Source organism: Streptomyces sp. PH9007, assembly GCF_059813725.1.
In genome coordinates this window covers 2,176,115-2,201,735 of sequence record NZ_CM187440.1, presented here as the reverse complement: position 1 = coordinate 2,201,735, position 25,621 = coordinate 2,176,115, and the positions used below count along the sequence as shown (strand labels likewise).

General features: G+C 72.8%; 26 protein-coding genes and 1 pseudogene. 11 read left to right on the top strand and 16 right to left on the bottom strand.

The window, feature by feature from the left end:
* Positions 1-152 precede the first annotated feature (152 nt).
* Together ACTFAP_RS09875 and ACTFAP_RS09870 are read left to right on the top strand one after the other, a co-directional pair.
* Positions 153-413: a ribbon-helix-helix domain-containing protein gene (locus ACTFAP_RS09875; RefSeq protein WP_390121979.1), complete on the top strand. Its 261-nt coding sequence runs from the start codon at positions 153-155 to the stop codon at positions 411-413.
* Positions 410-853, top strand: coding sequence for a PIN domain-containing protein (locus ACTFAP_RS09870; RefSeq protein ID WP_500468831.1), 444 nt, complete (start codon positions 410-412; stop codon positions 851-853). The genes ACTFAP_RS09875 and ACTFAP_RS09870 overlap by 4 nt, the downstream gene beginning before the upstream one ends.
* Before the next feature lie 12 nt (positions 854-865).
* Here ACTFAP_RS09870 and ACTFAP_RS09865 read toward each other — a convergent pair whose 3' ends face one another.
* The 3 genes from ACTFAP_RS09865 to ACTFAP_RS09855 are packed head-to-tail and all read right to left on the bottom strand — an operon-like array spanning position 866 to position 2,532.
* A complete protein-coding gene (locus ACTFAP_RS09865) occupies positions 866-994 on the bottom strand; it encodes a hypothetical protein (RefSeq protein ID WP_500468830.1) in 129 nt (42 codons plus the stop codon).
* Positions 995-1,049: 55 nt separating this feature from the next.
* Positions 1,050-1,982 carry an SDR family NAD(P)-dependent oxidoreductase gene (locus tag ACTFAP_RS09860; protein ID WP_500468829.1) on the bottom strand — a complete coding sequence of 311 codons (933 nt, stop codon included), beginning with the start codon at positions 1,980-1,982 and terminating at the stop codon, positions 1,050-1,052.
* Positions 1,983-2,034: 52 nt separating this feature from the next.
* The gene (locus ACTFAP_RS09855; RefSeq protein ID WP_400012260.1) at positions 2,035-2,532 is read right to left on the bottom strand and encodes a MarR family winged helix-turn-helix transcriptional regulator; all 498 of its coding nucleotides are present in this window, start codon (positions 2,530-2,532) and stop codon (positions 2,035-2,037) included.
* 87 nt (positions 2,533-2,619) lie between these two features.
* On the opposite strand from ACTFAP_RS09855, the gene ACTFAP_RS09850 reads away from it, so the two are divergent.
* The 4 genes from ACTFAP_RS09850 (at position 2,620) to ACTFAP_RS09835 (ending at position 6,325) form a co-directional block, all read left to right on the top strand.
* Complete coding sequence (locus ACTFAP_RS09850; RefSeq protein WP_500468828.1) at positions 2,620-3,441, top strand: trans-aconitate 2-methyltransferase; 822 nt, start codon at positions 2,620-2,622, stop codon at positions 3,439-3,441.
* Positions 3,438-3,797: a VOC family protein gene (locus ACTFAP_RS09845; protein ID WP_500468827.1), complete on the top strand. Its 360-nt coding sequence runs from the start codon at positions 3,438-3,440 to the stop codon at positions 3,795-3,797. The genes ACTFAP_RS09850 and ACTFAP_RS09845 overlap by 4 nt, the downstream gene beginning before the upstream one ends.
* A gap of 121 nt (positions 3,798-3,918) precedes the next feature.
* Positions 3,919-5,781 carry a rhamnogalacturonan lyase gene (locus ACTFAP_RS09840; RefSeq protein WP_500469445.1) on the top strand — a complete coding sequence of 621 codons (1,863 nt, stop codon included), beginning with the start codon at positions 3,919-3,921 and terminating at the stop codon, positions 5,779-5,781.
* 139 nt (positions 5,782-5,920) lie between these two features.
* A complete protein-coding gene (locus ACTFAP_RS09835; RefSeq protein WP_030735870.1) occupies positions 5,921-6,325 on the top strand; it encodes a rodlin in 405 nt (134 codons plus the stop codon).
* Between the two features lie 180 nt (positions 6,326-6,505).
* On the opposite strand, the gene ACTFAP_RS09830 is transcribed toward ACTFAP_RS09835, so the two are convergent.
* A complete protein-coding gene (locus ACTFAP_RS09830) occupies positions 6,506-7,201 on the bottom strand; it encodes a TetR/AcrR family transcriptional regulator (protein WP_030735868.1) in 696 nt (231 codons plus the stop codon).
* A 7-nt stretch (positions 7,202-7,208) separates the two neighbouring features.
* Complete coding sequence (locus tag ACTFAP_RS09825; protein WP_500468826.1) at positions 7,209-8,300, bottom strand: acyl-CoA desaturase; 1,092 nt, start codon at positions 8,298-8,300, stop codon at positions 7,209-7,211.
* Between the two features lie 255 nt (positions 8,301-8,555).
* Between ACTFAP_RS09825 and ppc the strand changes: the two genes are divergently transcribed.
* Together ppc and ACTFAP_RS09815 are read left to right on the top strand one after the other, a co-directional pair.
* Positions 8,556-11,309, top strand: coding sequence for a phosphoenolpyruvate carboxylase (gene ppc / locus ACTFAP_RS09820; protein ID WP_400012266.1), 2,754 nt, complete (start codon positions 8,556-8,558; stop codon positions 11,307-11,309).
* A gap of 160 nt (positions 11,310-11,469) precedes the next feature.
* Positions 11,470-12,171, top strand: a complete 702-nt coding sequence (locus ACTFAP_RS09815; protein ID WP_495684270.1) for a hypothetical protein — start codon at positions 11,470-11,472, stop codon at positions 12,169-12,171.
* On the opposite strand, the gene ACTFAP_RS09810 is transcribed toward ACTFAP_RS09815, so the two are convergent.
* Together ACTFAP_RS09810 and ACTFAP_RS09805 are read right to left on the bottom strand one after the other, a co-directional pair.
* Positions 12,120-12,848, bottom strand: coding sequence for a hypothetical protein (locus ACTFAP_RS09810; protein ID WP_495684269.1), 729 nt, complete (start codon positions 12,846-12,848; stop codon positions 12,120-12,122). The genes ACTFAP_RS09815 and ACTFAP_RS09810 overlap by 52 nt on opposite strands.
* 383 nt (positions 12,849-13,231) lie before the next feature.
* A complete protein-coding gene (locus ACTFAP_RS09805; RefSeq protein WP_500468825.1) occupies positions 13,232-13,549 on the bottom strand; it encodes a hypothetical protein in 318 nt (105 codons plus the stop codon).
* 82 nt (positions 13,550-13,631) lie between these two features.
* On the opposite strand from ACTFAP_RS09805, the gene ACTFAP_RS09800 reads away from it, so the two are divergent.
* Positions 13,632-14,576, top strand: a complete 945-nt coding sequence (locus ACTFAP_RS09800; protein ID WP_500468824.1) for a DMT family transporter — start codon at positions 13,632-13,634, stop codon at positions 14,574-14,576.
* A 10-nt stretch (positions 14,577-14,586) separates the two neighbouring features.
* Here ACTFAP_RS09800 and ACTFAP_RS09795 read toward each other — a convergent pair whose 3' ends face one another.
* The 7 genes from ACTFAP_RS09795 to ACTFAP_RS09765 form a co-directional block, all read right to left on the bottom strand.
* Positions 14,587-15,069, bottom strand: coding sequence for a hypothetical protein (locus ACTFAP_RS09795; protein WP_500468823.1), 483 nt, complete (start codon positions 15,067-15,069; stop codon positions 14,587-14,589).
* Positions 15,070-15,113: 44 nt separating this feature from the next.
* Complete coding sequence (gene pth, locus ACTFAP_RS09790) at positions 15,114-15,701, bottom strand: aminoacyl-tRNA hydrolase (protein ID WP_390121967.1); 588 nt, start codon at positions 15,699-15,701, stop codon at positions 15,114-15,116.
* 66 nt (positions 15,702-15,767) lie between these two features.
* On the bottom strand, positions 15,768-16,358 hold the full coding sequence (locus ACTFAP_RS09785) for a 50S ribosomal protein L25/general stress protein Ctc (protein ID WP_495684266.1): 591 nt from the start codon (positions 16,356-16,358) through the stop codon (positions 15,768-15,770).
* 174 nt (positions 16,359-16,532) lie between these two features.
* Positions 16,533-17,510, bottom strand: a complete 978-nt coding sequence (locus tag ACTFAP_RS09780) for a ribose-phosphate diphosphokinase (RefSeq protein ID WP_390121963.1) — start codon at positions 17,508-17,510, stop codon at positions 16,533-16,535.
* A 131-nt stretch (positions 17,511-17,641) separates the two neighbouring features.
* Positions 17,642-19,108, bottom strand: coding sequence for a bifunctional UDP-N-acetylglucosamine diphosphorylase/glucosamine-1-phosphate N-acetyltransferase GlmU (gene glmU, locus ACTFAP_RS09775; protein WP_500468822.1), 1,467 nt, complete (start codon positions 19,106-19,108; stop codon positions 17,642-17,644).
* A gap of 123 nt (positions 19,109-19,231) precedes the next feature.
* Positions 19,232-21,784 (bottom strand): SUKH-4 family immunity protein, encoded by a 2,553-nt coding sequence (locus ACTFAP_RS09770; RefSeq protein WP_500468821.1) that lies wholly within the window; start codon positions 21,782-21,784, stop codon positions 19,232-19,234.
* Positions 21,785-21,791: 7 nt separating this feature from the next.
* Positions 21,792-22,766 carry an HNH endonuclease gene (locus tag ACTFAP_RS09765; protein WP_495684263.1) on the bottom strand — a complete coding sequence of 325 codons (975 nt, stop codon included), beginning with the start codon at positions 22,764-22,766 and terminating at the stop codon, positions 21,792-21,794.
* A gap of 164 nt (positions 22,767-22,930) precedes the next feature.
* On the opposite strand from ACTFAP_RS09765, the pseudogene ACTFAP_RS09760 reads away from it, so the two are divergent.
* Together ACTFAP_RS09760 and ACTFAP_RS09755 are read left to right on the top strand one after the other, a co-directional pair.
* Positions 22,931-23,338: pseudogene (locus ACTFAP_RS09760) on the top strand (YwqJ-related putative deaminase); the annotation flags it as partial.
* Between the two features lie 75 nt (positions 23,339-23,413).
* Positions 23,414-23,929: an SUKH-3 domain-containing protein gene (locus ACTFAP_RS09755; protein ID WP_495684924.1), complete on the top strand. Its 516-nt coding sequence runs from the start codon at positions 23,414-23,416 to the stop codon at positions 23,927-23,929.
* A 52-nt stretch (positions 23,930-23,981) separates the two neighbouring features.
* On the opposite strand, the gene ACTFAP_RS09750 is transcribed toward ACTFAP_RS09755, so the two are convergent.
* Together ACTFAP_RS09750 and ACTFAP_RS09745 are read right to left on the bottom strand one after the other, a co-directional pair.
* Positions 23,982-24,965 carry a nucleoside triphosphate pyrophosphohydrolase gene (locus ACTFAP_RS09750; RefSeq protein WP_500468820.1) on the bottom strand — a complete coding sequence of 328 codons (984 nt, stop codon included), beginning with the start codon at positions 24,963-24,965 and terminating at the stop codon, positions 23,982-23,984.
* Positions 24,962-25,621 (bottom strand): SurA N-terminal domain-containing protein, encoded by a 660-nt coding sequence (locus ACTFAP_RS09745; protein ID WP_495684261.1) that lies wholly within the window; start codon positions 25,619-25,621, stop codon positions 24,962-24,964. Before ACTFAP_RS09745 ends, ACTFAP_RS09750 begins: the two co-directional genes overlap by 4 nt.

Below are 25,621 nucleotides of genomic sequence, written 5' to 3'. Positions count from 1 at the left end.
ATGACGGTGACAACGTACGTGCTCCTGGAGAAGGGGGAAGGGAGGCCGGTGCGCCCGGGGAGCGGGTACCGCCCGGCCGCCGGGTGGCGCTCCCTCCCCGCCGGTACGCCGGTGAGCATACGCCAAACTGATGTATGAACTACCCTTGGTACATGTCGATGAAGCGGACCAATGTCTACGCCGATCCCGAGGACCTGGCGATCATCAAGGAGGCCGCCCGGCGGCGGGGCGTCAGCGAGGCCGAGATCATCCGCCAGGGGATCCATCTCGCGGCCATGGCCAACCGGGTCTGGGACGAGCCCTTGTTCTCCCGTGTGTACGAGGGGCCGGGACACACACCGGGCAAGGAAGAGGTCCGGGACGCGGTCAGCGACGCGGTGGCGCGGGAGAGCGGCTCAGAGGCCGCCGCGTGATCATTGTCGTCGCCGGCACCTCGGGGCTCCTGGCCGCTCTCGACAGCCGGCATCCGGAGCACGGGGCCGCCAACGAGGCCATCCTGACGGCCGGCCTGCTGGTGATGTCCCCGCTGCTCCTGGCGGAACTGGACCATGTCGCCACGCGTGAGCTGGGGCGGGCGGCGGCGATGACCTCCGTGGACGACATCCGGCGCTGGATGCGCAAGGGGCGGGTCATCGTGCCCGAGATCACCGAGGACCACCTGGCCGCGGCCCAGTCCGTGCGCGTCCGGTACCGCGGACTCGACCTCGACCTGGCCGACGCGGTGAACGTCGCGCTGGCTTCCGACTACGACACGGACGCGATCCTCACGCTCGACCGCCGGGACTTCCGGGCCGTGCGGCCGCTCGGCCGGCACAAGGCGTTCCGGGTGCTGCCGGACGATCTCCCGCTCTGAGCGCGCACCGCGTCACAGCTCGGGCGCGAGCGTCGCCGCCGCCGAGCCGGTCAGGGCGGCGGCCGTGATGTCCGGGTCGTGCTCCGCCCGCCGCAGGAGGAGTTCACGTACCCGCCGCCGTTCTTCCGTCGTCGTGCGCATGGTGCGACGGTAGTGCGGTCCGCCGCTGTGCCGCCCGGTGTCCCGCCCGTTCCCGTCAGGCGAACGCGTCCTCCCCGGTGAGTTCGGCCGACAGCGTCCACAGCCGGGCGGCCTGCTCCGGGTCGGTGGCCCACTCCCGTACGGAGTCGGGTCCGGCGATGTCGCAGTCCACGCAGTACACCCCGCCCTCGCCCGCCAGTTGCGGGGAGGTGGCCGCCCAGGTCTGGGTGGCGGCGCCCTGGGCCGGGGTCTTGAAGTCGGCGCGCACGGTGCCGTGTGCGTCGGTCCAGCCCAGCTCGGTCATCTCCTGGGCGGCGAGATGGCGCTGGAGGGTGGTCATGATGGGCCCGGGGTGCAGGGAGAAGGCGCGCACGCCCGCGTCCCGGCCGAGGGTGTCCAGGTGCCGGGCGAACAGCGCGTTCGCGGTCTTGGCCTGCCCGTACGCCAGCCACTTGTCGTAGCCGCTGGTGAACTGCACGTCCTCCCAGCGGATGCCGGAGCGCATGTGGCCGGCCGAGGAGACGGCGATGACCCGGGCGCCGCCGTCCCGGGCGAGGGCCGGCCACAGCCGGTTGGCGAGCGCGTGGTGCCCGAGGTGGTTGATGGCGAACTGGGCCTCCCAGCCCGGGCCGACCCGGGTCTCGGGGCAGGCCATGACGCCGGCGTTGTTGATCAGGATGTCGAGGGAGCGGTCGGTGTCCAGGAAGGCGTCGGCGAAGCGCCGTACGCTCTCCAGGTCGGCGAGGTCGAGTTCGGCGACCTCCGCGAGCCCGTCGAGGGCCTCGCGCGCCGCCGCCGGCCGCCGCGCCGGGACGACGACGTGGGCACCGGCCCCGGCCAGGGCGCGGGTGGTCTCCAGGCCGAGCCCGGCGGATCCGCCGGTGACGATCGCGAGCCGTCCCGACAGGTCGATCCCGCTGACGACGTCCCGCGCCGTGCTGTGCGCGCCGAACCCGGAACCGATGCTGTGCTGTGCGGTGGTGGTCATCTCCCCACCGTACGAACGGGAGTGCGCTCCAGGGCAAGTGCGCGGCGCGGGCTCAGGCGGGGGTGTTGTCGAAGGGCGCGGTGAGGGTGCGCAGCAGGGTGGCCAGGTTCTGGCGTTCGGGGGTGCTGAGGCCGTTGAGGATGGCGCGCTCCTGGTCGAGCAGGCCGGCCAGGGCGGCGTCCGCGTGGTGGCGGCCGGAGGGGGTGAGGCGGACGAGGACGCCGCGCCGGTCGCTGGGGTCGGGGAGCCGTTCGACCAGGCCCTTCTTCGCCAGCCGGTCGATGCGGTTGGTCATGGTGCCGGAGGTGACCAGGGTCTGGGTGAGGAGGGCGCCGGGGGAGAGCTGGTACGGGGTGCCGGCCCGGCGCAGTGCGGTGAGGACGTCGAACTCCCACGACTCCAGATCGTGTTCGGCGAACACCTGGCGCCGTGCGCGGTCGAGGTGGCGGGCCAGCCTGCTGACGCGGCTCAGTACCTCCAGCGGCTCCACGTCGAGATCGGGGCGCTCCCGGCGCCAGGCCGCGACCAGTCGATCGACCTCGTCCTTCATGGGGAGCAGTGTAGTAGTTCTGTCGACGTGAAGTCTCTTGAAGCCGTTTATCTTGACATCGAGATAAAGTCCGGGCAGGGTCGGACCATGAGCGATCTGTGGGATCCCGGTCAGTACCAGCGCTACAGCGGCCACCGCGCCCGGCCGCTGCTCGATCTGCTCGCCCGGGTGCCCGGGCTGCCCGGGCACCCGCCGGGGCCCCGGATCGCCGACCTCGGCTGCGGGCCCGGCGCGCCGACCCGGCTGCTGGCCCGGCGCTGGCCGGACGCCGCCATCACCGGGTACGACAACTCACCCGCGATGCTCGCCGAGGCCGCCGCCCACGCCGGCCCCACGGACGGCGGCGGCTCGGTGGCCTTCGCCCCAGCCGACCTCGCACGGTGGACCCCGCCGCCCGCCTCCCACGAGCTGATCGTCTCCAACGCCGCCCTCCAGTGGGTGCCGGGGCACCCGGAGCGCTTCGCCGCGTGGATCGCCGGGCTCACCCCCGGCGGGGTCCTCGCCTTCCAGGTGCCGGGGAACTTCGACGCCCCCAGCCACGTGCTCATGCGCGAACAGGCCGCGAGCCCGCGCTGGCGCGACCGGCTCGCCGGCGTGCTGCGGGAGCCGCGCCCGGTGCTCAGCCCGGCCGGGTACGCCGAGGCGCTGACCGGTCCCGGCGGGGCGGCGGACGTCGACATCTGGGAGACCACCTACCTCCAGCGGCTGACCGGCGAGGACCCGGTGCTCGACTGGATGCTGGGCACCGGACTGCGGCCCGTGCTCGCCGCCCTGGAGGAGGACCCGCAGGCCCGGGTGGACTTCCTCTTCGAATACCGGGACGCGCTGCGCGCCGCCTATCCGGCGGGGCCGGGCGGCGTCACGCCGTACCCGTTCCGCCGGATCTTCGCCGTGGCGGTGGCGCCGTGATCACCGGGCTGGACCATGTCCTGCTCGCCGCCCCGCCCGGCAGCGAGGACCGGCTGCGGGCGTTCTACGGCGGCCTCCTGGGGATGACGGAGCTGCCCAAGCCGCCCGGGCTCGCGGCCCGCGGCGGCTGCTGGTTCGGGTCCGGGACGTGCGTCCTGCACCTGGGCATCGAACGGGACTTCAGGCCGGCGCGCAAGGCGCACCCGGGGATCCTCGTCACCGGCCTCGACGCGCTCGCCGCGCGGCTGGCCGCGCACGGAACCACCGTCGTCCCGGACGGCGCGCTGCCGGGGTACCGGCGCTTCCACACCGAGGACCCGGTCGGCAACCGGCTGGAATTCCTCGAACCGGAGTGAGCGGTCCGGCAACCTTCTGGTGGGTTGTGGCGACTTCTTTTCGCTTGAGTCGCCTCCCACTTCCCGAGGAGAGAACGTGGCAGCTCCACGCCATCCCCGTCGCCGCCGCACCTGGCTGCTGATGGGCGCCGCCGTACTCGCCGGGGTGCTCGCCGCCCCGACCGCGCCCGCCGCCGCCGACGACGAGCCGTCCGCCGGCCTCCCGTCCGCCGCTGAGGGGGTCTCGGTGGCCGCCTCCCAGCTGGAGAACCTCGACCGCGGTCTGGTCAGCGTCCACTCCGGCGGCAACAACCTGGTCAGCTGGCGCTATCTGGCCACCGACCCGGACAACGTCGCCTTCAACGTCTACCGGGGCAGCGTCAAGGTCAACGACCAGCCCATCACCGGCACCACCAACTTCCTGCACCGCGACGTCCCCAACAGCGCCGACTACCGGGTGCGGGCCGTGGTGGGCGGTGCCGAGCAGGACTGGTCCCCGCACGCCATCCAGTTCCGTTCCGGCTACTACGACGTGCCGATCCAGCAGCCGCCCGGCGGCTCCGGCTACACGTACAACGCGAACGACGCCTCCGTCGGCGACCTCAACGGCGACGGCCAGCTCGACATCGTCCTCAAGTGGGACCCCTCCAACTCCCAGGACAACGCCAACGACGGGGTCACCGGCACCACGATCATCGACGGCTACACCCTGGCCGGACAGCGGCTGTGGCGGATCGACCTGGGCCGCAACATCCGCTCCGGCGCCCACTACACCCAGTTCCAGGTGTACGACTACGACGGCGACGGCCGCGCCGAGGTGGTCATGAAGACCGCCGACGGCACCGTCGACGGCACGGGCCGGGTCATCGGCAACGCCTCCGCCGACTACCGCAACAGCGCGGGCCGGGTCCTGGACGGTCCCGAGTTCCTCACCGTCTTCAACGGCACCACCGGCGCCGCCATGGCCACCGTCGACTACGTCCCGGCCCGTGGCAACGTCAGCTCCTGGGGCGACAACTACGGCAACCGGGTGGACCGCTTCCTGGCCGGCACCGCCTACCTGGACGGCTCCCGCCCCTCCATCATCATGGCGCGCGGCTACTACACCCGGACCGTCATCGCCGCCTGGGACTGGCGGGGCGGCCAGCTGACCCGCCGCTGGACGTTCGACACCAACAGCTCCACCAACGTCGGTCAGGGCTACGACGGGCAGGGCAGCCACAGCCTGTCCATCGGCGACGTCGACGGGGACGGCCGCGACGAGATCGTCTACGGGGCGATGGCCGTCGACGACAACGGGTCCCGGCTGTGGACCACCCGCACCGGCCACGGGGACGCCCAGCACCTCGGCAACTTCAACCCCGGCACCCCGGGCCTGGACTACTTCAAGGTCTCCGAGTCCGGCAGCCAGCCCTCCTCCCTGTACATCAACCCCGCCAACGGCCAGATCCGCTGGCAGACCGCCGCCGGCGGCGACAACGGGCGCGGGGTGGCCGGCAACATCTGGTCCGGCTCGGTCGGCGCCCAGATGTGGTCCTCGCGCGACGGCCAGCTGCGCGACGTCAACGGCCAGCAGATCGGCCGCAAGCCCTCCAGCACCAACTTCCTGGTGTGGTGGGACGGCGACCCGGTGCGCGAGCTGCTGGACGACACCCGCATCGACAAGTACGGGCCCAGCGGCGACACCCGGCTGCTGACCGGTTCGGGCGTGGCCTCCAACAACGGGACCAAGGCCACCCCGGTGCTCTCCGGCGACATCCTCGGCGACTGGCGCGAGGAGGTCATCTGGCGCACCAGCAACAACGGCGCGCTGCGGATCTACTCGACCCCCATCGAGACCGACCGCAAGATCACCACGCTGCTCCACGACCGGATGTACCGCACCGGCCTCGCCTGGCAGAACACCGCGTACAACCAGCCGCCGCACACCAGCTTCTACCTGGGGCAGGGGATGGGCACCGCTCCCCGGCCGACCACCCTCGGCACGCCTCTGGCGGGTGAATAGGTAATGGTTGAAGCCTGCATTTCCCCTGAAAGGGGCACGTAATAGGTCCGACCGAGTGAACAATGACAACCGATCCCGCTCAGCCGTGTTGTTCAGGATGCTCCCGCAGCGGGGCATCCACACACGGAAGGAACATCTCGTGAAGAAGACCCTTGCCACGGTCGCCGTCGCCGCCTCGGCTGTTGGTATGGCGGGCGCGGCCGCTGCTCCGGCGATGGCCACCGACAACCAGCTGGGCCCGATCTCGTCCAACGGCAACGCCTCGGACCAGATCTACGGCAACACCACGACCAGCGGCAAGTTCTCCCCGAACTTCGCGCTGATCAACGGTTCGCTGAACAAGCCGTGCATCGCGGTTCCGCTGAACAGCGTCGACGTCCAGAACGTCGTTGGCCTGGTCAACGTCGGCATCCAGGACCTGCTCACCCAGAAGCAGAACCAGACCTGCGCCGAGAACTCCAGCTCCGTCCAGGGCGACGCGCCTCTGTCGCACGTCCTCACCGGCCTGGGGATCCTCTCCAACAACGGTGTCGGCAACGGCTGATCCAGCTCCGGCTGACCTATCGCCGGGACATCCGGCGGCGGGGCCGCACACCCTCCGGTGCGGCCCCGGCGTCCCCGGCGTTGCCCCGCATCAGAACCGCCCCCCGGCTGCACGGCAGCCGGGGGGCGGTTCTCTGTGTCCCGGGACCGGTCGGTCGGATCGGCCCGGGGCCCGGGCGGCTCACACCCGGCGGTGGCCCACCAGACGGGGGGAGTGCTCCAGGCCCTGGAGGCCGTTCCACGCGAGATTCACCAGGTGCGCCGCGACCTCGGACTTCTCCGGGCGCCGCACGTTCAGCCACCACTGCCCGGTCAGCGCCACCATCCCCACCAGCGCCTGGGCGTACATCGGCGCCAGCTTCGGATCAAAACCGCGCGCCTTGAACTCCAGGCCGAGGATGTCCTCGACCTGGGTGGCGATGTCCCCGATGAGGGAGGCGAAGGTCCCGGTGGACTGGGCGACGGGTGAGTCGCGCACCAGGATGTGGAAGCCGTCCGTGTACTGCTCGATGTAGTCCAGCAGCGCGAAGGCCGCCTGCTCGCACAGCTCGCGCGGATGCCCCGCGGTGAGCGCACCCTGCACCATGTCCAGCAGCCGGGTCATCTCGCGGTCCACGATCACCGCGTACAGCCCCTCCTTGCCGCTGAAGTGCTCGTAGACCACCGGCTTGGAGACGCCGGCCTTGGCGGCGATCTCCTCCACCGAGGTGCCCTCGAAGCCCCGCTCGGCGAACAGGGTGCGACCGATGTCGAGCAACTGCTCACGGCGCTCGGTGCCGGTCATCCGCCGGCGCGGGCGCCGGGGCGGACGCTCCTTGCGTGCGCCGCCCCGGACCGCTCGCTGATTGCCGTTACTGCTGCTCTCGTCGGTCGCCACCCCACCATCATGCCGTCTTCGTGGACGCGCCTTCCCCGGGGTTTCGCTCGGTGGACGCGCCGGCGGCCGTCGCGGGGGCCGGATCCGGGGCCTCCGGCGCGCTCTCGTCCCCCGCGTCCGTGCCTGCGGCCCGCCGCGCCGCCAGCCGTTCCGGCTTCGGCCAGCGCACGTCGTACACCCAGCCCGCCTTCTCGAACCAGCGGATCAGCCGGGCGCTGGAGTCCACCTGATGCCGGTCCACGCCGTGCCGCGCGCAGGTCGGGTCGGCGTGGTGCAGGTTGTGCCAGGACTCCCCGCAGGACAGCACCGCCAGCCACCACACGTTGCCCGAACGGTCCCGCGAGCGGAACGGCTGCTTGCCGGTGGCGTGGCAGATCGAGTTGATGGACCAGGTGACGTGGTGCAGCAGCGCCACCCGCACCAGCGAGCCCCAGAAGAACGCGGTCAGCGCCCCCTGCCAGGACCAGGTGGCCAGGCCGCCGATAACCGCCGGCAGCGTCAGCGAGACGGTGGCCCACAGCACGAACTGCCGCGAGACCCGCCGGACGTCCGGGTCCTTGATCAGGTCGGGCGCGTACTTGTGCTGCGGGGTCTGCTCCACGTTGAACAGCCAGCCCGTGTGCGCCCACCACAGGCCCTTGAGCAGCGCGGGCACGGTCTCCCCGTACCGCCAGGGGGAGTGCGGGTCGCCCTCGGCGTCCGAGTGCTGGTGGTGCTTGCGGTGGTCGGCGACCCAGCGCACCACCGGGCCCTCCAGCGCCAGCGAGCCGGCGATGGCCAGCGCGACGCGCAGCGGACGCCTGGCCTTGAAGGCGCTGTGCGTGAAATGCCGGTGGAAGCCGACGGTGATGCCGTGGCAGCCGACGAAGTAGAAGGCGACGAGCAGCCCGAGGTCGAGCCAGCTCACCCCCCGGCCCCAGGCGAGCGGGACGGCGGCGAGCACGGCCAGGAAGGGGAGCACGATGAAGACGGTGAGGGCGACCTGCTCCACCGAGCCCCGGCGTTCGCCGCCCAGCGTGCCGGACAGCGCGGGGGAGGACGGTGGCGCGGGGTCGGGGGGCGCGGCCTGGGAAGGTACGAGGTCGGGGCTGGTCGACATGAGGCAGCGTTCCTCGGGTGAGGGAAATGGGGATAGGGGGGTACGTAGAGGCTGATGTCCTCCTCCACGGCTTACCTACGGGACCGTAACCTACGGCGACGTTTGTATCGCAATCCGTGAGGTCATCTCACGCCCTGAAGCGCCCCCGCCCCGGCGGGGCGGCCTCATTACCATGGGGGTCCGTCGGACAACGCGGTCCGTGACCAGCCAGATCCCTGTCCATTCAGCTTCATTCAGCTGCGAGGAGCCGCAACTGTGAGCAGTGCCGACAGCAAGCCGGAGAGAGCGGAAAGCCCCGAAAGTGGTAGTGCCCTGCGGGCGGATATCCGCCGTCTGGGGGACCTTCTCGGGGAGACGCTGGTCCGGCAGGACGGTCCTGAGCTGCTCGATCTCGTCGAGCGGGTCCGATCCCTCACCCGTACGGACGGCGAGGCCGCCGCCGCCCTGCTCGGGGACACGGATCTCCAGACGGCGGCCAAGCTCGTTCGGGCGTTCTCCACCTATTTCCATCTCGCGAACGTGACCGAACAGGTGCACCGCGGGCGCGAACTCGCCGCCCGGCGGGCCACCGAGGGCGGCCCGCTCTCGCGCACCGCCGACATGCTCAAGGACGCCGACCCGGCGCACCTGCGGCAGACCGTGGCGAACCTCGGGGTACGCCCGGTGTTCACCGCGCACCCCACCGAGGCCGCCCGGCGCTCGGTCCTCACCAAGCTGCGCAAGATCGCCGAGCTGCTGGAACGCCCGGAGGGCGAGCACGGCGGCGACCGGCGCCGCACCGAGCTGCGCCTGGCCGAGAACATCGACCTCATCTGGCAGACGGACGAGCTGCGCGTCACCCGCCCCGAACCCACCGACGAGGCCCGCAACGCCGTCTACTACCTGGACGAGCTGCACCACGGCGCGGTCGGCGACCTCCTGGAGGACCTGGCGGCCGAGCTGGAGCGCGCCGGTGCCCCGCTCCCGGCCGGCACCCGCCCGCTGACCTTCGGCACCTGGATCGGCGGCGACCGCGACGGCAACCCCAACGTCACTCCGTCGGTGACCTGGGACGTGCTGCTGCTCCAGCACGAGCACGGCATCACCATGGCGCTGGAGCACATCGACCAGCTGCGCAGCGCGCTGTCCAACTCCATCCGCAACAGCGGCGCCACCCAGGAGCTGCTGGACTCGCTCGCCGCTGACCTGGAGGCGCTGCCGGAGATCACCCCGCGCTACAAGCGGCTCAACGCCGAGGAGCCCTACCGGCTGAAGGTGACCTGCGTCCGGCAGAAGCTGCTGAACACCCGCACCCGGCTGGCGGCCGGCGCCACCCACGTACCCGGGCACGACTACCTGGGCACCGGGGAGCTGCTGGCGGACCTGTCCGTCGTCCAGCGCTCGCTGCGTGAGCACCGCGGTGCCCTGATCGCCGACGGCCGTCTGGAGCGACTCATGCGGACGGTGGCGGCGTTCGGCCTGCAGCTGGCCACCATGGACGTGCGCGAGCACGCGGACGCCCACCACCACGCGCTCGGCCAGCTCTTCGACCGGCTGGGCGAGGAGTCCTGGCGGTACGCGGACATGCCGCGCGAGTACCGCACCAAGCTGCTGGCCAAGGAACTGCGCTCACGCCGCCCGCTGGCGCCCTCCCCGGCGCCGCTGGACGCCGCGGGTGCCAAGACCCTGGGGGTCTTCGGGACGATCGGCAAGGCGCTGGAGGCGTTCGGCCCGGAGATCATCGAGTCGTACATCATCTCGATGTGCCAGGGCGCGGACGACGTCTTCGCGGCGGCCATCCTGGCGCGCGAGGCGGGGCTGCTGGACCTGCACGCGGGCTGGGCCAAGATCGGCATCGTGCCGCTGCTGGAGACCACGGACGAGCTGCGGATCGCGGACGAACTGCTGGACGCGATGCTGTCCGACCCGTCCTACCGCCGCCTGGTGGCGCTGCGCGACGACGTGCAGGAGGTCATGCTCGGCTACAGCGACTCCTCGAAGTTCGGCGGGATCACCACCTCCCAGTGGGAGATCCACCGCGCGCAGCGGCGGCTGCGCGACGTGGCGCACCGGCACGGGGTACGGCTGCGGCTGTTCCACGGCCGCGGCGGCACCGTGGGGCGGGGCGGCGGCCCGACGCAGGACGCGATCCTGGCGCAGCCGTGGGGCACGCTGGAGGGCGAGATCAAGGTGACCGAGCAGGGCGAGGTCATCTCGGACAAGTACCTGGTGCCCTCGCTCGCCCGGGAGAACCTGGAACTGACCGTGGCGGCCACCCTGCAGGCCTCGGCCCTGCACACCGCGCCGCGCCAGTCGGACGAGGACCTGGCGCGCTGGGACGCGGCGATGGACACCGTCTCGGAGGCGGCGCACGGCGCGTACCGGAAGCTGGTGGAGGACCGGGACCTGCCGGCGTACTTCTTCGCGGCCACCCCGGTGGACCAGCTCGCGGAGCTGCACCTGGGCTCGCGCCCCTCGCGGCGGCCCGACTCGGGGGCGGGTCTCGACGGACTGCGGGCGATCCCGTGGGTGTTCGGCTGGACGCAGTCGCGGCAGATCGTGCCGGGCTGGTTCGGGGCGGGCACCGGTCTGCGGGCGGCCCGCGAGGCGGGTCTGGAGGACACGCTGACCGAGGCGTTCGGTCACTGGCACTTCTTCCGGAACTTCCTGTCCAACGTGGAGATGACGCTGGCGAAGACGGATCTGCGGATCGCCCGGCACTACGTGGACACGCTGGTGCCGCAGGAGCTCCAGCACATCTTCGACGTCATCGAGGCGGAGCACGCGCTGACGGTGTCCGAGGTGCTGCGCATCACCGGGGAGTCGCAGCTGCTGGACGCCAACCCGGCGCTCCAGCGCACCCTGCGCATCCGTGACGCGTACCTGGACCCGATCTCCTACCTCCAGGTGTCGCTGCTGCACCGCCAGCGGGAGGCGGCCGAGCGGGGCGAGGCCCCCGATCCGCTGCTGACCAGGGCGCTGCTGCTGACGGTGAACGGGGTGGCGGCGGGGCTGCGCAACACCGGCTGACGCCCGTACCCACCCCGAGGGCCCCGCCCGGCCGCCGCGCCGGGCGGGGCCCTCGGGCTGTGCGGAGCGCGTCCCGGGGCGGGGCCTCCGGAGGGTTCAACACCCCTGGTGCGTAGGGTGTTTGATTCCATCACTCAAGGGGAATCGGGGAAAGTTGCCCATGCGTGGGACCAAGATACTGCCGGTGACGGCTGCCGCCGTGCTGCTGGCACTGGTGACGGCCTGTGGCGGGGACGGCGGCTCTGGCGGCGACGGGGACGCCGCCGCGGAGACGCCGGGGCAGGAGAGCACCACCGGTGCGGACGCGGAGCCGTCCGCCGGACAGGACACCGAGCCGGAGGCGGAGCCGGAGACCGGGCCGGCCCCCGCGCTGGCGGTGGGGGAATCCTCGGGGCCGGTGCCGTTCGCCGTCGAGTACAACGACGGCGGGAGCTGGGAAGCCATGGTGGACATCACCGTGGACCGGGTCGAGGTCGGGGACCACTCCGCGCTGGAGGGCTACTTCGAACCCGAGGACGTGGAGGGGCTGCGACCGGCCGCCGTCCACGTGTCGGTCGCCCATGTGGAGGGCGAGGACCTGCCCTACAACTACGCCGGTGCCAATCTGCTGGTGCGCACGGCGGACGGCGACTCCTCCACCAACGTCCTGAGCGTGTACCCGCTGGCGTTCGAGGGCCGGTGCCCCGACGACACCGGGGACGCGATGGAGGAACTGCCCGCCGGGTCCGTCGTGGAGAAGTGCAAGACGGTGCTGATCCCCGAGGGCAGCGATCCGGTGGAGGTCGAGATCTACCTGGGGCCGGGCAACATCTACCGCGCGGACGACAGCAACCTGCGCTGGGACCTGGGCTCGGCCGCGTAGCCGTAGTAGGCGATGACCTCGGCCCGGTCCAGGGCGAGCCGCACCGGATGGCCGGGCGGCAGGGCCGGGCCGGGGAGCTGCGGCAACTCGACGGGGAGCAGTCCCTCCGGAAGCTGGAGGGTGTGCGGCTTGTCCACGGGGGTGTGGACGGTGAGGGCCAGGTCCGCGGCGCCGAGCAACGATCCCGCGGCCCAGCGCAGTTCGTGGGGGTCCGGCGTGATGAGGCGGGCGGTGCCGCCCTCGGGCGGGGTGCCGTCGAGCCGGTAGTAGCTGTAGGTGTCGTCGCCGGTGAGCGCGGTGGCCGGGCGGCGCAGCACCTCGAGTCCGGCGCGGGCGGTGGGGTGGCCGGGGTCGGTGCGCAGCACGGCCCGGTACAGGTGCAGGGCCTCGCCCTGCCGGCGGGCGATGGCGGCGTCGGGGTCGCCCAGCAGATACCGCAGTTCGATCTGCTGGGCGAGTACCCCGGCCAGCAGGACGGCGGCGGACGCGTCGTCGGGGCGGGCGGTCAGCGCCGCCCGCAGCCAGGGCTCGCCGGGCCAGTGGGGTAAGGGCCATGCCTCGCCGTCCGGTTCGTCCGGGAGGAGGCAGAGCAGCCGCCCCAACTCCCGGGCGGCTTCCGGGTTTCCGGTCACGGCCTCGTTGTGCAGCGCGGCCAGCCGGTTCTCATCGATCACCACGATCCCGCACCCTACCCACCGCCGGGCCATGCGACGGTCAACAGCGGTAGGGGCGCGGGGAGTACCCGTACGTCGCACAGGCCGCTCAACGGCCTGCGAAGGGGCGGGTGTTCTTCGGTGCCTATCAGGAACTCGGTCAGGGCGAATTCCAGGACGGTCATTGGCGGGCTTCGCGAGTCTCGGCGATGACCCGTCGCACGTCGTCGGCGGTGACGCAGGAGCGTGCGGCGATGCCGCCCGCCTCGGCCGCGCCTCTTCGAGGGTGAGGTCGGCGGCTTTCCTCTCCGGCAACTGCGGTACGTGGGCCCGAAGTGATGGCCCGAACCGCGGGTCGTACTCGTCCGCGACCGGCGGGGGAGCGGCGCGGTCGCCTCGCATCGACGTCATTCGGTGGCCTCCGGCGCGGGTACGGGACCCAGGTCGCCTTCGGGCTCCCGGGTGATGGCCGCGTGCAGGGCCGGGTCGGCGTAGATCTCCGCGCTGTGGCGCCATTGGGTGAGGAGCAGGGCCGGGGGATTCATATGGTCCGGGGCTGCCGCATCTTGGGCGGTCGAGGCCAGCTCACCGATGAAGCTGTCGAGGTCTCGCTCCGGGAGGAAGGTGGTCCAGGGCAGTGCGTCGGGCAGAACATCGCGGAGTACCGCCACGTTGCCGCCGCGCACCAGTTCGCTGAAGGGCACGCTGTCGTAGGCGGCGGGCATGACATCCACACTACGTCGGATGTCGCGCTTCGCAGAACGAAAGGCGTTGAGTGGGTGGCCCGATGCGGCTACTGTCAGCAGCATGAGCAGCGATGCACCTGACAGTGGGCGCGAGAAGTGGCTGGCGCCCGTCGCGGCGGGGGTCACCGTCGTGTTGTGGGCCTCGGCCTTCGTCTCCATCCGCAGCGCCGGGGAGGTCTACTCGCCCGGCGCGCTGACCCTGGGCCGGCTGCTCTTCGCCGTGCTGGCGCTGGGCGCGGTCTGCCTGGTGCGACGGGTGGGGTGGCCCCCGCGGGCCGCCTGGCCGTGGATCGCGGCCTCCGGCTTCCTGTGGTTCGGCGTCTACAACGTCGCCCTCAACTGGGGCGAGCAGGAGGTCGACGCCGGCACCGCCGCCATGCTGGTCAACATCGCGCCGCTGCTGGTCGCGCTCATCGGCGGCCGGATGCTGGGGGAGGGACTGCCACGCACGCTGCTGCTGGGCATGGGCATCTCCTTCACCGGGGCCGTGGTGGTGGGCCTGGGCATGTCGGGCGAGGGCGACGCGTCCACCACGGGGGTGCTGCTGTGCCTGCTGGCGGCGGTGACGTACGCGGCCGGGGTGGTGCTGCAGAAGCCCGCCCTCGGCTACGCGGGGCCGCTCCAGGTGGTCACCTTCAGCGCCCTGGTGGGCCTGGTGGCCGCGCTGCCCTTCAGCGGCGCGCTGGTGTCCGAACTGGCCGACGCGCCCGCCTCCGCGACCCTCAACATGGTCTACCTGGGCCTGTTCCCCACCGCCCTGGCCTTCACCACGTGGGCGTACGCGCTGGCCCGCACCACCGCCGGGCGGATGAGCGCCACCACCTATGTGGTGCCGGCCCTGGTGGTGCTGATGTCCTGGGTGCTGCTGGGCGAGGTGCCCGGCGTGGTCGGGCTGCTGGGTGGCGCGCTGTGCCTGGCCGGGGTCGCCGTCTCCCGCTACCGGCCCCGGGCGCGTACCGGTCCGGCGGTGCCGGAGCCGGCCGTGGCGCGGGAGCACGCCGGCTGACCCGGCCCGTTCACCACAGCGCGAAGGCCGCCGCCAGCAGCGCGATGCCCGCCCCCGCCGTGGCCCACGCGGTGCGGTACATCCGCAGACCGCCCGCGATCACGATCCCGGCCAGCAGCAGCGAACCGGCCAGCGGCAGGCAGGCGTACATCACCCCGGGCGCCCCGGTGCGGACCACCTCCGCCGTGCCGGGGCGCCGCGCCACCTCCAGCGTCTCGCCCGGCTCCCGGCCGATCCGCTGATACAGGGCGACGGCCTCCCCCGAAGGGCCGAACGTCCCCGTGCAGCGCTCCCGGTCGCACTCCTGGAGCGTCAGCGGGCCCGCCGCACCCTCCGGTGACCGCAGCGCGTCCCGCGCGGTGTCCCAGGAACTCCAGGCGCCACCGGTGACCATCAGCAGGGCCAGCAGGGTCATCAGGATCATCCGGGTGAGCAGCAGCGCGCCGAACGCGCGCTCCCCTGCTCGCCGCAGTCGGTCGCGTCGGACGGGCATGGCGCAGATCTTTGGCCAACGCCCTGCGCCGGGTCAACCCCCGGTCAGCCGTTGTACGTGCCCTGCGCCCGCTCCAGACCGTCCGTGATCAGGGATTCCACGGCGTCGGCGGCCCGGTCCACGAAGTAGTCCAGTTCCTTGCGTTCGGTGCCGGAGAAGTCCTTGAGCACGAACGCCGCCACATCCATCCGCCCCGGCGGGCGGCCCACCCCGAAGCGCACCCGGTAGTAGTCGCGGCCCAGGGTCGCGGTCAGTGACTTCAGCCCGTTGTGGCCGTTGTCGCCGCCGCCCCGCTTGAGGCGCAGCACCCCGTAGTCGATGTCGAGTTCGTCGTGGATGGCGATGACGTGTTCGGCGGGGATCTTGTAGAAGGCGCTCAGCGCGCCGGTGGGGCCGCCGGAGACGTTCATGTACGTCATCGGCTTGGCCAGCACCACCCGGTGGCCGGCGAGACGCCCCTCCGCCACCATCGCCCGGGACTTGTGCGCCTTGAAACGGGCGCCGATCCGGTCGGCCAGCAGATCGGCCACCATGAAGCCCACGTTGTGGCGGTTGCCCGCGTACTGCGGACCGGGATTGCCCAGGCCGGCGATCAGCCAGGGGGAGGGAGCGGGAGAGGTGCTTTCACTCATGCCCCGCATCCTTCCATCCCCGCCGTCACCGGCCCGGGCTCAGTCCCGTACGGGACGGTCACGACCTCAGGCGGTCGCGCCCTCTTCGCCGTTCTCGGCACCCGCGGCCGGCTCCTCGGCCTGCGGCTGCACGACCTGCACCACGATGTCCTCGCCGTCGATGGCCAGCGAGGTGCCCTGGGGCAGCTTCACGTCCTTGGCGAGCACCGAGTCGCCGGTGGTGAGGCCCTGCACGGAGACGGTGAGGGACTGCGGGATGTCGGTGGCCTCGGCCTCGACGGGCAGCGCGGACAGCACGTGCTCCAGCAGGCCGGCGCCCGGCGCCAGGTCGCCCTCGGTGACCAGCGGCACCTCGACGGTGACCTTCTCGCCCTTCTTCACGACCAGCAGGTCGAGGTGGACGAGGAAGCCCTTGAGCGCGTCACGCTGGACGGCCTTGGGGATGACCAGCTCTTCGCGGCCGGCGATGTCCAGGGTGATCAGGACGTTGGAGTTCTTCAGCGCCAGCATGGTGGCGTGGCCCGGCAGGGTGACGTGCACGGGGTCGCCGCCGTGCCCGTAGATGACGGCCGGGACCTTGTCCTGCTGGCGGATACGGCGCGAGGCGCCCTTGCCGAACTCCTCGCGGACCTCGGCGGCGATCTTCACATCAGCCATGGTGGTTCTCCCTCAGGCTTGGGTGGTATGGATACGGCACATGTCACCCGGCCCTGGTGGGACCTGCTGCGTGGAACACGAGCGCGTCGATAACGGACGCCCCCCGCTGGGGGACCTCCCTCGCCGAGCAACCCGGGCAGTGTACCCGGCGAGGAAGGCCCTGCCCGAATCCGGTTACGCGTCGCCCTCGAAGAGGCTGGTCACCGAGCCGTCCTCGAAGACCTCGCGCACCGCGCGGGCGATGGTCGGGGCCATCGACAGCACGGTGATCTTGTCGAGCTCCACCTCGCTGGGGGTGGGCAGCGAGTTGGTGAAGATGAACTCCGAGACCTTGGAGTTCTTCAGCCGGTCGGCCGCCGGGCCCGACAGCACGCCGTGGGTGGCCGCCACGATGACGTCCTCCGCGCCGTTGGCGAACAGGGCGTCCGCCGCCGCGCAGATGGTGCCGCCGGTGTCGATCATGTCGTCGACCAGGACACACACCCGGCCGTTCACATCACCCACGACCTCGTGCACGGTCACCTGGTTCGCCACGTCCGGGTCGCGCCGCTTGTGCACGATCGCCAGCGGGGCGCCCAGCTTGTCCGCCCACCGGTCCGCGACCCGCACCCGCCCGGCGTCCGGGGAGACCACGGTCAGCTTGCCGCGGTCGACCCGGCCCCCGATGTAGCTGGTGAGCACCGGCAGTGCGAAGAGGTGGTCCACGGGGCCGTCGAAATAGCCCTGCACCTGGTCGGCGTGCAGGTCCATGGTGATGATCCGGTTGGCGCCGGCCGTCTTGAGCAGATCCGCCATCAGCCGGGCCGAGATGGGCTCACGGCCGCGGTGCTTCTTGTCCTGCCGGGCGTAGCCGTAGAACGGAATGATCACGGAGATACTGCGCGCGGAAGCACGCTTGAGCGCATCGATCATGATCAGCTGTTCCATGATCCACGTATTGATCGGCGCGGTGTGGCTCTGGATCAGAAAACAGTCGGCGCCGCGCACCGACTCCTGAAAACGTACATAGATCTCGCCGTTCGCGAATTCCCGGGCCGTCGTCGGGACCAGTCCCACGCCCAATTCGGCGGCGACCTCCTTTGCCAACTCTGGGTGGGCGCGGCCGGTGAAGAGCATCATTTTCTTCTCGCCGGTCGTCTTGATCCCGGTCACAGTGTGTCTCCTTGGAGTCCGCTTCTGCGCGTATCGGCCCGTTCGGGGCACCTCTACGGTACTTCCCGCCCATCGCCGCCGCTTGGCGCGGTTCGCCCTTCGGACAGCGGGGGAGGGACCCGACCTGCGGATCAGTTCTCGGAGGGCTTGTGCTCCCGTGCCGCGGAGGCCGCCTCGGCCGCCCGCGCCGCCGGGGAATCCGGGCGCTTACGGGCCACCCAGCCCTCCACATTCCGCTGCTGACCACGCGCCACCGCCAGTGAACCCGGCGGCACATCCTTGGTGATGACGGAACCCGCCGCCGTATAAGAACCGTCCCCGACCGTGACGGGCGCCACAAACATATTGTCCGAGCCGGTCTTGCAGTAAGAGCCGATCGTGGTGTGGTGCTTCGACTCCCCGTCGTAGTTCACAAAGACGCTCGCCGCGCCGATGTTGGTGAAGTCACCGATCGTGGCGTCACCGACATACGACAGATGCGGCACCTTCGTCGACTCCCCGACCGTGGAGTTCTTCATCTCCACGAACGTGCCCGCCTTCGCCGCGCGGCCCAGCACCGTACCCGGCCGCAGATAGGCGTACGGGCCCACGCTCGCCCCGTCGCCGATCCGCGCGCTGTCCGCCACCGTGTTGCTCACCGTGGCGCCGTCGCCCACCGAGGTGTGCGTGAGCCGCGTGTTCGGGCCGATCTGCGCACCGCCTCCGATGTGCGTGGTGCCCAGCAGCTGGGTGCCCGGGTGGATCACCGCGTCCGGCTCGAAGGTCACCGTCGCGTCGATGAACGTCGTGGCCGGGTCCACCACCGTCACCCCGGCGAGCATCGCCCGCTCCAGCAGCCGGTCGTTCAGCAGCCGCCGGGCCGCGGCCAGCTGCACCCGGTTGTTGATCCCGGCGATCTCCGTGTGCTCGGCCGCCCGCGAGGCGCCCGCCCGGTGGCCGGCGGCGCGCAGGATGCCCAGCACATCGGTCAGATACTCCTCGCCCTGGCTGTTGTCCGTGGAGACCTGGGCCAGGGCCTCGCCCAGCAGCCGCGCGTCGAACGCGAAGACCCCCGAGTTGATCTCCCGGATCGCCCGCTGCGCCTCGTCCGCGTCGCGCTGCTCCACGATGGCCGTCACCGCGCCGCCGGCCGCCGCGTCCCGCACGATCCGGCCGTAACCGGTGGGGTCGGGCACCTCGGCGGTCAGCACCGTGACCGCGTTGCCCTCCGCCTCGTGCGTACGGGCCAGCTCCGCCAGCGTGTCCGCCGTCAGCAGCGGGGTGTCGCCGCAGGTCACCAGCACGGTGCCGGACAGCTCACCGGCTCCGCCCAGTTCGGCGAGCGCGGCGCGGACCGCGTGCCCGGTGCCGTTCGGGTTCTCCTGCACCGCCGTCAGCGCGGCCGGCGCCACCTCCGCCAGATGCGCCGCGACCTGCTCCCGCGCGTGGCCCACCACCACGACCAGCCGCTCGGGCTCCAGCTCCGCCGCGGCGGTCACCACATGGCCCACCAGCGACCGGCCGCAGATCTCGTGCAGCATCTTGGGGGTGGCGGATTTCATGCGGGTCCCCGCACCCGCTGCGAGAACGATGACGGCTGCCGGGCGAACGGAGCTCACGTGACTGTGCCCTTCGATGGAGATGGCCGGTTCCCGCAGGATAACCGCAGGATCACCGCGGGGCCCCCGCATGGGGCGCCCGCTCCGTCCGGACGAGGGGATGCGGGCACCGGGCCGGGCGCCCTACAGCAGTCCGTCCCACATCTGCTCCAGCAGCACCGACCACCAGTTCTCCGGGTCGGCCACCGCCTGCGGGTCCAGCGAGGCCAGCTGCGCCTGGAAATCGGTCGTCCAGCGCCCCGCCTGCTCCGGGTTCAGCCCGTACCGCAGCCGCCACATCCGCCCCAGCAGCGCCAGACAGCGCACGAACTGCGGCAGCGAGGCGTTCACGAACTGCGGCGTCACCGGCGCCCCGCCCGGCCCCGCCTCCAGCGGCACCGCCACGATGTGCGCCGTGCCGTACTGGACACACAGCTGCTTGCCGAAGTCCGTGCCCATGACGAGGTACGAACCGGCGTCCGGGGCGGGCTGCACGCCGCGCTCCGCCGCCACCTCGGCGAGGGTGGGCACGAGCCGGCCCGGCTGCGCGTACGCCCAGAAGATCGGCGCGATCTCCAGCGGCAGCCCCGACCACAGCAGGGTGTGCGCCACGATCTCGGGCACCCCCTGCCGGGAGACCGACTGCTGGTCGTAGCGGAAGATCGCCTGCGGGCCGAACGCGTCCGCCAGCTCCTGGCCGATCACGTCCAGACCCACCGCCGGGGCCGGCTGCTGCTGCGGCAGCTGGGCCCGCACGGGGGCGGAGCGCGGCGGCCCGTCGGCGAACTGCTGGAGCTCGTCCTGGTGCTCCACCAGATGCCGCACCCCCGCCTGCCGCGAGGTGTGGTCGTGGCCGTACGCGGCGGTGTGGGTGATGCGCACCTGCGGCCAGTTCTCGCGGATCATCCGGGCGCAGTAGCCGCCGGGCAGCTCGCAGGACTGCAGCTCGGTGTGCAGTTCGAGGACCTGCTGCGGCGGCACGTTCATGGCGTGCAGCTCGTGCAGCAGCTGCCACTCCGGGTGCGGCATGCCCGGCGCGGAGCGGCGGATCAGCTGCTGCTCGGAGCCGTCGGGCGCACGGTAGCGCAGCACCGCCATGTACCCGGAGCCCACCGTGGGCATGCCGGGCGGCGGATAGCCGTACCCCTGGCCCTGGGACGGCGGGGAGTGCTGCCCCAGGGGCGGCGGGGTGCCGGGGCCGCCCGGCGCCTGGATCGCGGGGCCCGGCGGCGGGGGCGGCGGGGTGCCGTGGCCCGGGCCGGCCGGGGCCGGCGGCGGGAACGGGACGCCGCCGGTGTCACCGGCACCGGGAGTGCCGGGGGCGGGAGAGAGCATCGTGGCGGCGGCGTGCACATTGCCGCCGGGGCCGCCGGGGCCGCCGGGGCCGCCGGGAGCGCCGGGGACCCCCGGGCCGCTCGGCGGGCCGGGCGGCGGGGTCTGGGACGGGCTGGGCGCGGTGGGCCGGGAGGCCGCCGCCTTCAGCGCGGCGATCTCCTCCGGGCTGACCTGCTGGGTGGGGATGTAGGAGTCGTCGCCGCCGCTGCTCGCCGCACCCGGCACGGCCGGCGCGGGGGGCGGCGGCGGGGGCACGGAGGCACCCGGCCGGGAGGGGGCCGGCGGCGGGCCGCCCTGCGGGGCGGTGGGCGCCATGGCCGCCTTGGCGGTGTCGGCGGACGCCAGATCGGCGGCGCCACCGCCGCCCGTACCGCCCGGAAGCGCGGGCGCCGGCGGCACCGGCGGCAGTTGGGGCGGCTGGGCCGAACCCGCCGGGGGCAGGGCGTCGTGCAGCTGGGTCTTGGGCAGCGCGCTGCCCTGCGGCAGCACGGAGGTACGGGCCTCGGAGGCCGGCGCGGACCCGGGGGCGTCCCGGTCGTCCCTGCCGAGCCCGGCGGGCGGCTCGCGGTCCAGCACGACCGGCGGCGAGAAGACGGTGGCGGGCGGAGCCACGGACGGGATGTCCGTGCCGCTGCCCGAGGTGTCGGTGGCGTCCCACACCGAGCCGCCGGCCGAGGGCGGCCCGGCGGTGTCGGTACCGGCCCACGGATCGGCCTCCGGCTCCGGGCCGGACGCCGCGCCCGCGCCGGCGGCCGGGGGCGCCCCGGCCGTGTCGGTGCCCGCCCACGGGTCGGGGTCGGCCGCGGGTGCCGGCCCGGAGCCGTCCGCGTCGGAGCCGTGCTCTCCCGTGGCGTCGGCCCCCGTCGCCCACGCGCCGGAGCCGGAAGCGGCCCCCGCCGTGTCGGTGCCGGCCCACGGGTCCGGTTCGGCCGCGGGCTGCGGGTCCGGTGCGGACGGGGCGAGCGAGCCGGTGTCCGCCTGCGCGGGCTCGGCGGCGTCCGCCCCGTCGGCGGCCGACGACGCGGCCCGGTCCGCCGCCTCCTGGAGCCAGTCCGGCGGCGTCAGCAGGAACGACGTCGCCTCCAGGTCCATCCGGCCCTGCGGTTCGGCGGCCGGGGCGGCGGCGAGCGCGGCACCGTACGTCTCCTCGTACCGCCGTATCACCTCGCTCACCGGCAGCGCGGGCCACAGCGTCGACTCGCCGCTGTCCCGGGCGATCACCAGCTTCCCGCCGCAGTCCTCGGCCCAGGCCACGAAGCCCAGATCGAACTCGCGCACCCGCACCTCGCGGCTGCGTTCCCCGGTGGCGGAGCCGTTCACCCAGCGGTCGGCGCGCTCCTGCGCCTGTGCGAAGGTCACCATCGCCGCCTCACCCCTCCACCGGGACGGCGCGGGCGAAGCCGCCGTCCACCATCAGATCGGCCACCGTCTCCAGCTCGGGCGGGCTGCCCGCCAGCCGGAGCAGAAACGCGTCGAAGTCGGCCCCGCACGGCAGCAGCAGGGTGTCCACCCGCTCCTGGACGGTCAGCCCGTCACGGTCGCGGGCGTCGTCGTAGGCGCACAGCCACACCGAACCGATGTCCTCGCCCTTGACCTTCACGGCGATGATCCCGCCGTGCACGAAGGCGACCCCGAGATAATCCTTCGTCAGATGATCACGCAGACATTTGTTGATGTAGACGAGATCGTTGACCGCCGCCTCCTCCCTGAGGGTGAAGAACGGCTGGTCGATCAGCAGCCCCAGCTCGGCGTCGAGCGCCAGGCCCACCGGGGCGCAGCCGCCGGCCGCCTTGAGGAAGGAGCGGTAGGCGCCCGGCAGCGGGTACCCCAGCTTGTCCTCGGCCGCGCGCAGCCGGTCCTCCTCCACCGCCACCGAGTAGGGGGCGGCGAAATGCACCGGCTTCGGGTCCTGGAGCGGGCGGGTGCCGCGCTTGTCCTGGTCCACGGCGGTGGTCGCCAGCCCGGCGTGGTGCCGCAGCAGCGCCTTGACCTCGACGGGTATGAGTTCGAGGCGGCGGGAGCGGGCCACGTGGTGCCAGGTCCAGCCGTGCGGCGTGGCCACCGGCGGCAGATCGGCCCACAGTTCGTGACCGGCGGCGTGCAGCGCGGCGTTGGCCGACACGTAGTCGGTCAGCCGCAGCTCGTCGATGCCGAAGCCCTCGGGGGGCTCGGCGATCTCGGCCGCCGCTCTCGCGAACGGGGAGAAATCCGGGAATCCCTCCGCGTCCACCCGGACGCCCTGCGGGTAACGGGCCGCCCGTACCGGGTCGGGGAACTGCACCAGCTGTCCCGCATAGGCCCCGTTCGGTGGCGCGGCATGCTGCCCGAGCCGACCTGTCGTCATGGCGTTTGGCCCCCTGCTGCTTCCTGCGCGGTCACGCTGTTGCCCGACAGCCTACGAGGTCAATGTGTCATGGGCACCGTCCCAGGGCTGCTTAACCGGTCGTGACAACGGCTTGTGGCAAGCTGATCGGCATTGTGGGGAGGACCGGGGGAGAAAGCACGAGGATGCCGGTGACGCTGGATCTTGAGGGCCAGGACGGCCAGGCGGACGCCGGGCCGGCCGTCCCCGTGCTGCGGCACCGGCGCGACGGCATCCTGCCCACCACCGCCGCCGCGCTGTCCCTGCCGGGACGCGAACACCCGCTCAAGGGCGCGGCCGTGCTCCGCTCGGCCCAGGACGCCCCGCGGCTGCACCCGCTGGTACGGGAGTTACTGGACGCGCTGGGCCCGGCCGACCGCGAACGGCACGCAGGACGCTGCCCCGAGGTGGCGCTCATCTCCCGGCACCTGAGCGAGGGCGGCGACGCCCGGCTGCTGCGCGGCGCGGTGATCACCACCCGGCACATCAGGGAGGACGGCGACCCGCAGCACGGCACGTACGCGCCGCACTGCCGCTCGTGCGCGGCGCTGCTGGCGCACTTCGGGGTGGAGAGCGTCAGTGAGGGAGCGCCGGGGGCGGACCTCACCGGCCCCACCCTGACCCTGCGGATGCCGGCGGAGACCCGTGCCGGCGGCGGTGCCGGCCACGGCTTCGATCTGGACCAGGCGCTGGGCTACGCGGGGTGGCAGCCGGGCCGCCGCATGATCGAGCAGGCCGAACGGTGGGCCGACACGCTCAGCGGGCACCGCTCGCCGCTGGGACACCCGCACGCGCTGTTCCCGGCGGCGTTCGAGACCTGGGCGGAGTTCGGCGGGCTGCGGCTGCACCCGATGGGCCCGGGGCGCCGGTACGCGCCCGGTTCGGTCGTCATCGACCCGCTGCGCGGGCTGCACTGGGCCCGCACCCTGAGCGATCTGGGGCAGGCGCTGGAGACCGAATTGTGCCCGCTGGGCGCGGAGGGCGGCGGAACGGCGCTGCTGGCGATGGACCGGGAGGCGCGGATGTACGCCCTGGACCACACCGGCGACTGGTACCTGGGCCCCGATCTGCGGACCGCGCTCACCACGTTGCTGAGCGGGGCGGAGCCGGGCCGGCTGATCAACCCCGCTGACAGCCGCCGCTGATCGACCCCCGCTGATCGACCCCGGGCCCGGCGGCGCCCCGCCGGGGTGGGCGTCAGGACGCGGGGGCCTCCGCCGCGCGGATCGTGTCGCGGTAGGCGCGGGCGGTCGTGCGCAGCGCGGTCTCCGGGTCCACCCCGGCCGCCTCCGCCTCCGCCGCCAGGGCCAGCAGCCGGGCGCCGAAGTCCTCGGGTCCTGCGGGCGCGGGGAGTTCGGCCGTCAGACCGGCCGTGCGGGCGCGGCCCGCCAGCTTCGCGGCCAGCGCCAGTCCTGGCTGGCTCAGCGGGATGCCCTCGGTCACCGAGTCCCGCCGCTTCTCCTCGGCCTTGGTGCGCAGCCACAGCTTCCGTACGTCCTCGGGCGTCTCGGCCTGCTCGTCGCCGAAGATGTGCGGGTGCCGGTGGACCAGCTTGGCGACCAGGCCGCCCGCCACGTCGTCCACGTCGAACGGCTCCTCCGCGTCCTCCTGCGCGATCCGCGCGTGGAAGACGACCTGGAGCAGGACGTCGCCGAGCTCCTCGCGCAGCTCGGTGCGGTCGCCCGCCTCGATCGCCTCGACCAGCTCGTACATCTCCTCGAGACCGTGCTTCGCGAGGTCCCGGTGGCCGCGGGTGGAGGACCACGGGCACTCGCTGCGGATGCGGTCCATCACCTGCACCAGGTCGAGCAGCCGGGCACCGGGCAGGTCGTACGCGCCGGGCAGCAGTTCGAGCGCGGGCATCGTGTGCCGTCCGGAGCCGGCCAGGGCCGCCAGCTCGTCGGTGAGCCGCCGTTCGCCGTCCGCGCCCGCCAGCACCACGACCGTACGGCCGCCCGCGCACTCCTCCAGCAGCCCGGCGCCGCCCGGGGCGGCGCCCGCCACGGTGACCCCGGCCTCCTGGAGGTACGGCAGCAGCGGGTGGCCGCCGTCCCGCGCGTAGACGCGGTCGGCGGCGCGCAGCAGCTGCCAGGCGGGCCAGGACAGCAGCCCGGGCGCCACCCGGTGGCTGGTGGTGAGCAGGACGATACGGCCGGGGCCGGCCGGGGCGGAGTCGGTCACCCGTCGAGCGTAACCGCCTGCTGATCACGGTCGGTGGTCCGCAGCCAGGGCTCCTGGAGGTCCACCAGGGAGACGGTCTGGGCGTCCCAGGTGCCGTACCGGGGGTTGATGTCCACCCCGACTTCCTGCGCCGTGTCCGCGAGCAGCGCGCCGACCTTCTCGCCGCCCAGCGGGTCCGTCAGGACGCCGAGCCGCTCGGCGATGCCCTGGATCTGGAGGTTGCTGCGCAGTACGTCGTCGATCTGGCCGGAGGTCAGCGGCAGGCCGCCCTGTCCGCTGAGCGCGCTCTGCGCCAGCGCCTCGGGGCCGCCCGCGTTGGCCTCGGCGTCCGCGCGCGCCTCCTGCACCTGGCGGCGGGTGACCTCCACGCCCTGGGACTGGGCGGCGCGGTCCACGACCTGGAGGTACACGAGGAAGTTGACGGTTTCGCGGGTGAGCGTGCTGCTGGTGGAGATCAGCTCGTCGGCGTCGGGCTGCTGGCGCTGGGCGGCACGCACCGCCTCGACGTGGCCCTGGACCTGGGAGATGGAGATCCGTTCCCCGCCGACGACGGCTGCCGCTCCCGGATGGGCGCCGGTGGAGCAGCCGGTCAGCAGGGGCGCGGCCACCAGCAGGGCGGCGGCGGTGACGGACAGGGCTGTGGTGCGGCGCTTCAT

Bases quoted from the DNA above. Each gene is read 5' to 3' on its own strand.
- pth (WP_390121967.1), bottom strand. From the start codon at position 15,701: ATGAGTGAAAGCACCTCTCCCGCTCCCTCCCCCTGGCTGATCGCCGGC.
- ACTFAP_RS09755 (WP_495684924.1), top strand. From the start codon at position 23,414: ATGCCGGCGGAGACCCGTGCCGGCGGCGGTGCCGGCCACGGCTTCGAT.
- ACTFAP_RS09770 (WP_500468821.1), bottom strand. From the start codon at position 21,784: ATGGTGACCTTCGCACAGGCGCAGGAGCGCGCCGACCGCTGGGTGAAC.
- ACTFAP_RS09745 (WP_495684261.1), bottom strand. From the start codon at position 25,621: ATGAAGCGCCGCACCACAGCCCTGTCCGTCACCGCCGCCGCCCTGCTG.
- ACTFAP_RS09855 (WP_400012260.1), bottom strand. From the start codon at position 2,532: ATGAAGGACGAGGTCGATCGACTGGTCGCGGCCTGGCGCCGGGAGCGC.
- ACTFAP_RS09765 (WP_495684263.1), bottom strand. From the start codon at position 22,766: ATGACGACAGGTCGGCTCGGGCAGCATGCCGCGCCACCGAACGGGGCC.
- ACTFAP_RS09805 (WP_500468825.1), bottom strand. From the start codon at position 13,549: ATGCCCGCCGCCTACGACAGCGTGCCCTTCAGCGAACTGGTGCGCGGC.
- ACTFAP_RS09860 (WP_500468829.1), bottom strand. From the start codon at position 1,982: ATGACCACCACCGCACAGCACAGCATCGGTTCCGGGTTCGGCGCGCAC.
- ACTFAP_RS09865 (WP_500468830.1), bottom strand. From the start codon at position 994: ATGCGCACGACGACGGAAGAACGGCGGCGGGTACGTGAACTCCTCCTG.
- ACTFAP_RS09840 (WP_500469445.1), top strand. From the start codon at position 3,919: ATGGGCGCCGCCGTACTCGCCGGGGTGCTCGCCGCCCCGACCGCGCCC.
- ACTFAP_RS09875 (WP_390121979.1), top strand. From the start codon at position 153: ATGTCGATGAAGCGGACCAATGTCTACGCCGATCCCGAGGACCTGGCG.
- ACTFAP_RS09825 (WP_500468826.1), bottom strand. From the start codon at position 8,300: ATGTCGACCAGCCCCGACCTCGTACCTTCCCAGGCCGCGCCCCCCGAC.
- ACTFAP_RS09850 (WP_500468828.1), top strand. From the start codon at position 2,620: ATGAGCGATCTGTGGGATCCCGGTCAGTACCAGCGCTACAGCGGCCAC.
- ACTFAP_RS09815 (WP_495684270.1), top strand. From the start codon at position 11,470: ATGCGTGGGACCAAGATACTGCCGGTGACGGCTGCCGCCGTGCTGCTG.
- ACTFAP_RS09785 (WP_495684266.1), bottom strand. From the start codon at position 16,358: ATGGCTGATGTGAAGATCGCCGCCGAGGTCCGCGAGGAGTTCGGCAAG.
- ACTFAP_RS09795 (WP_500468823.1), bottom strand. From the start codon at position 15,069: ATGCCCGTCCGACGCGACCGACTGCGGCGAGCAGGGGAGCGCGCGTTC.
- ACTFAP_RS09800 (WP_500468824.1), top strand. From the start codon at position 13,632: ATGAGCAGCGATGCACCTGACAGTGGGCGCGAGAAGTGGCTGGCGCCC.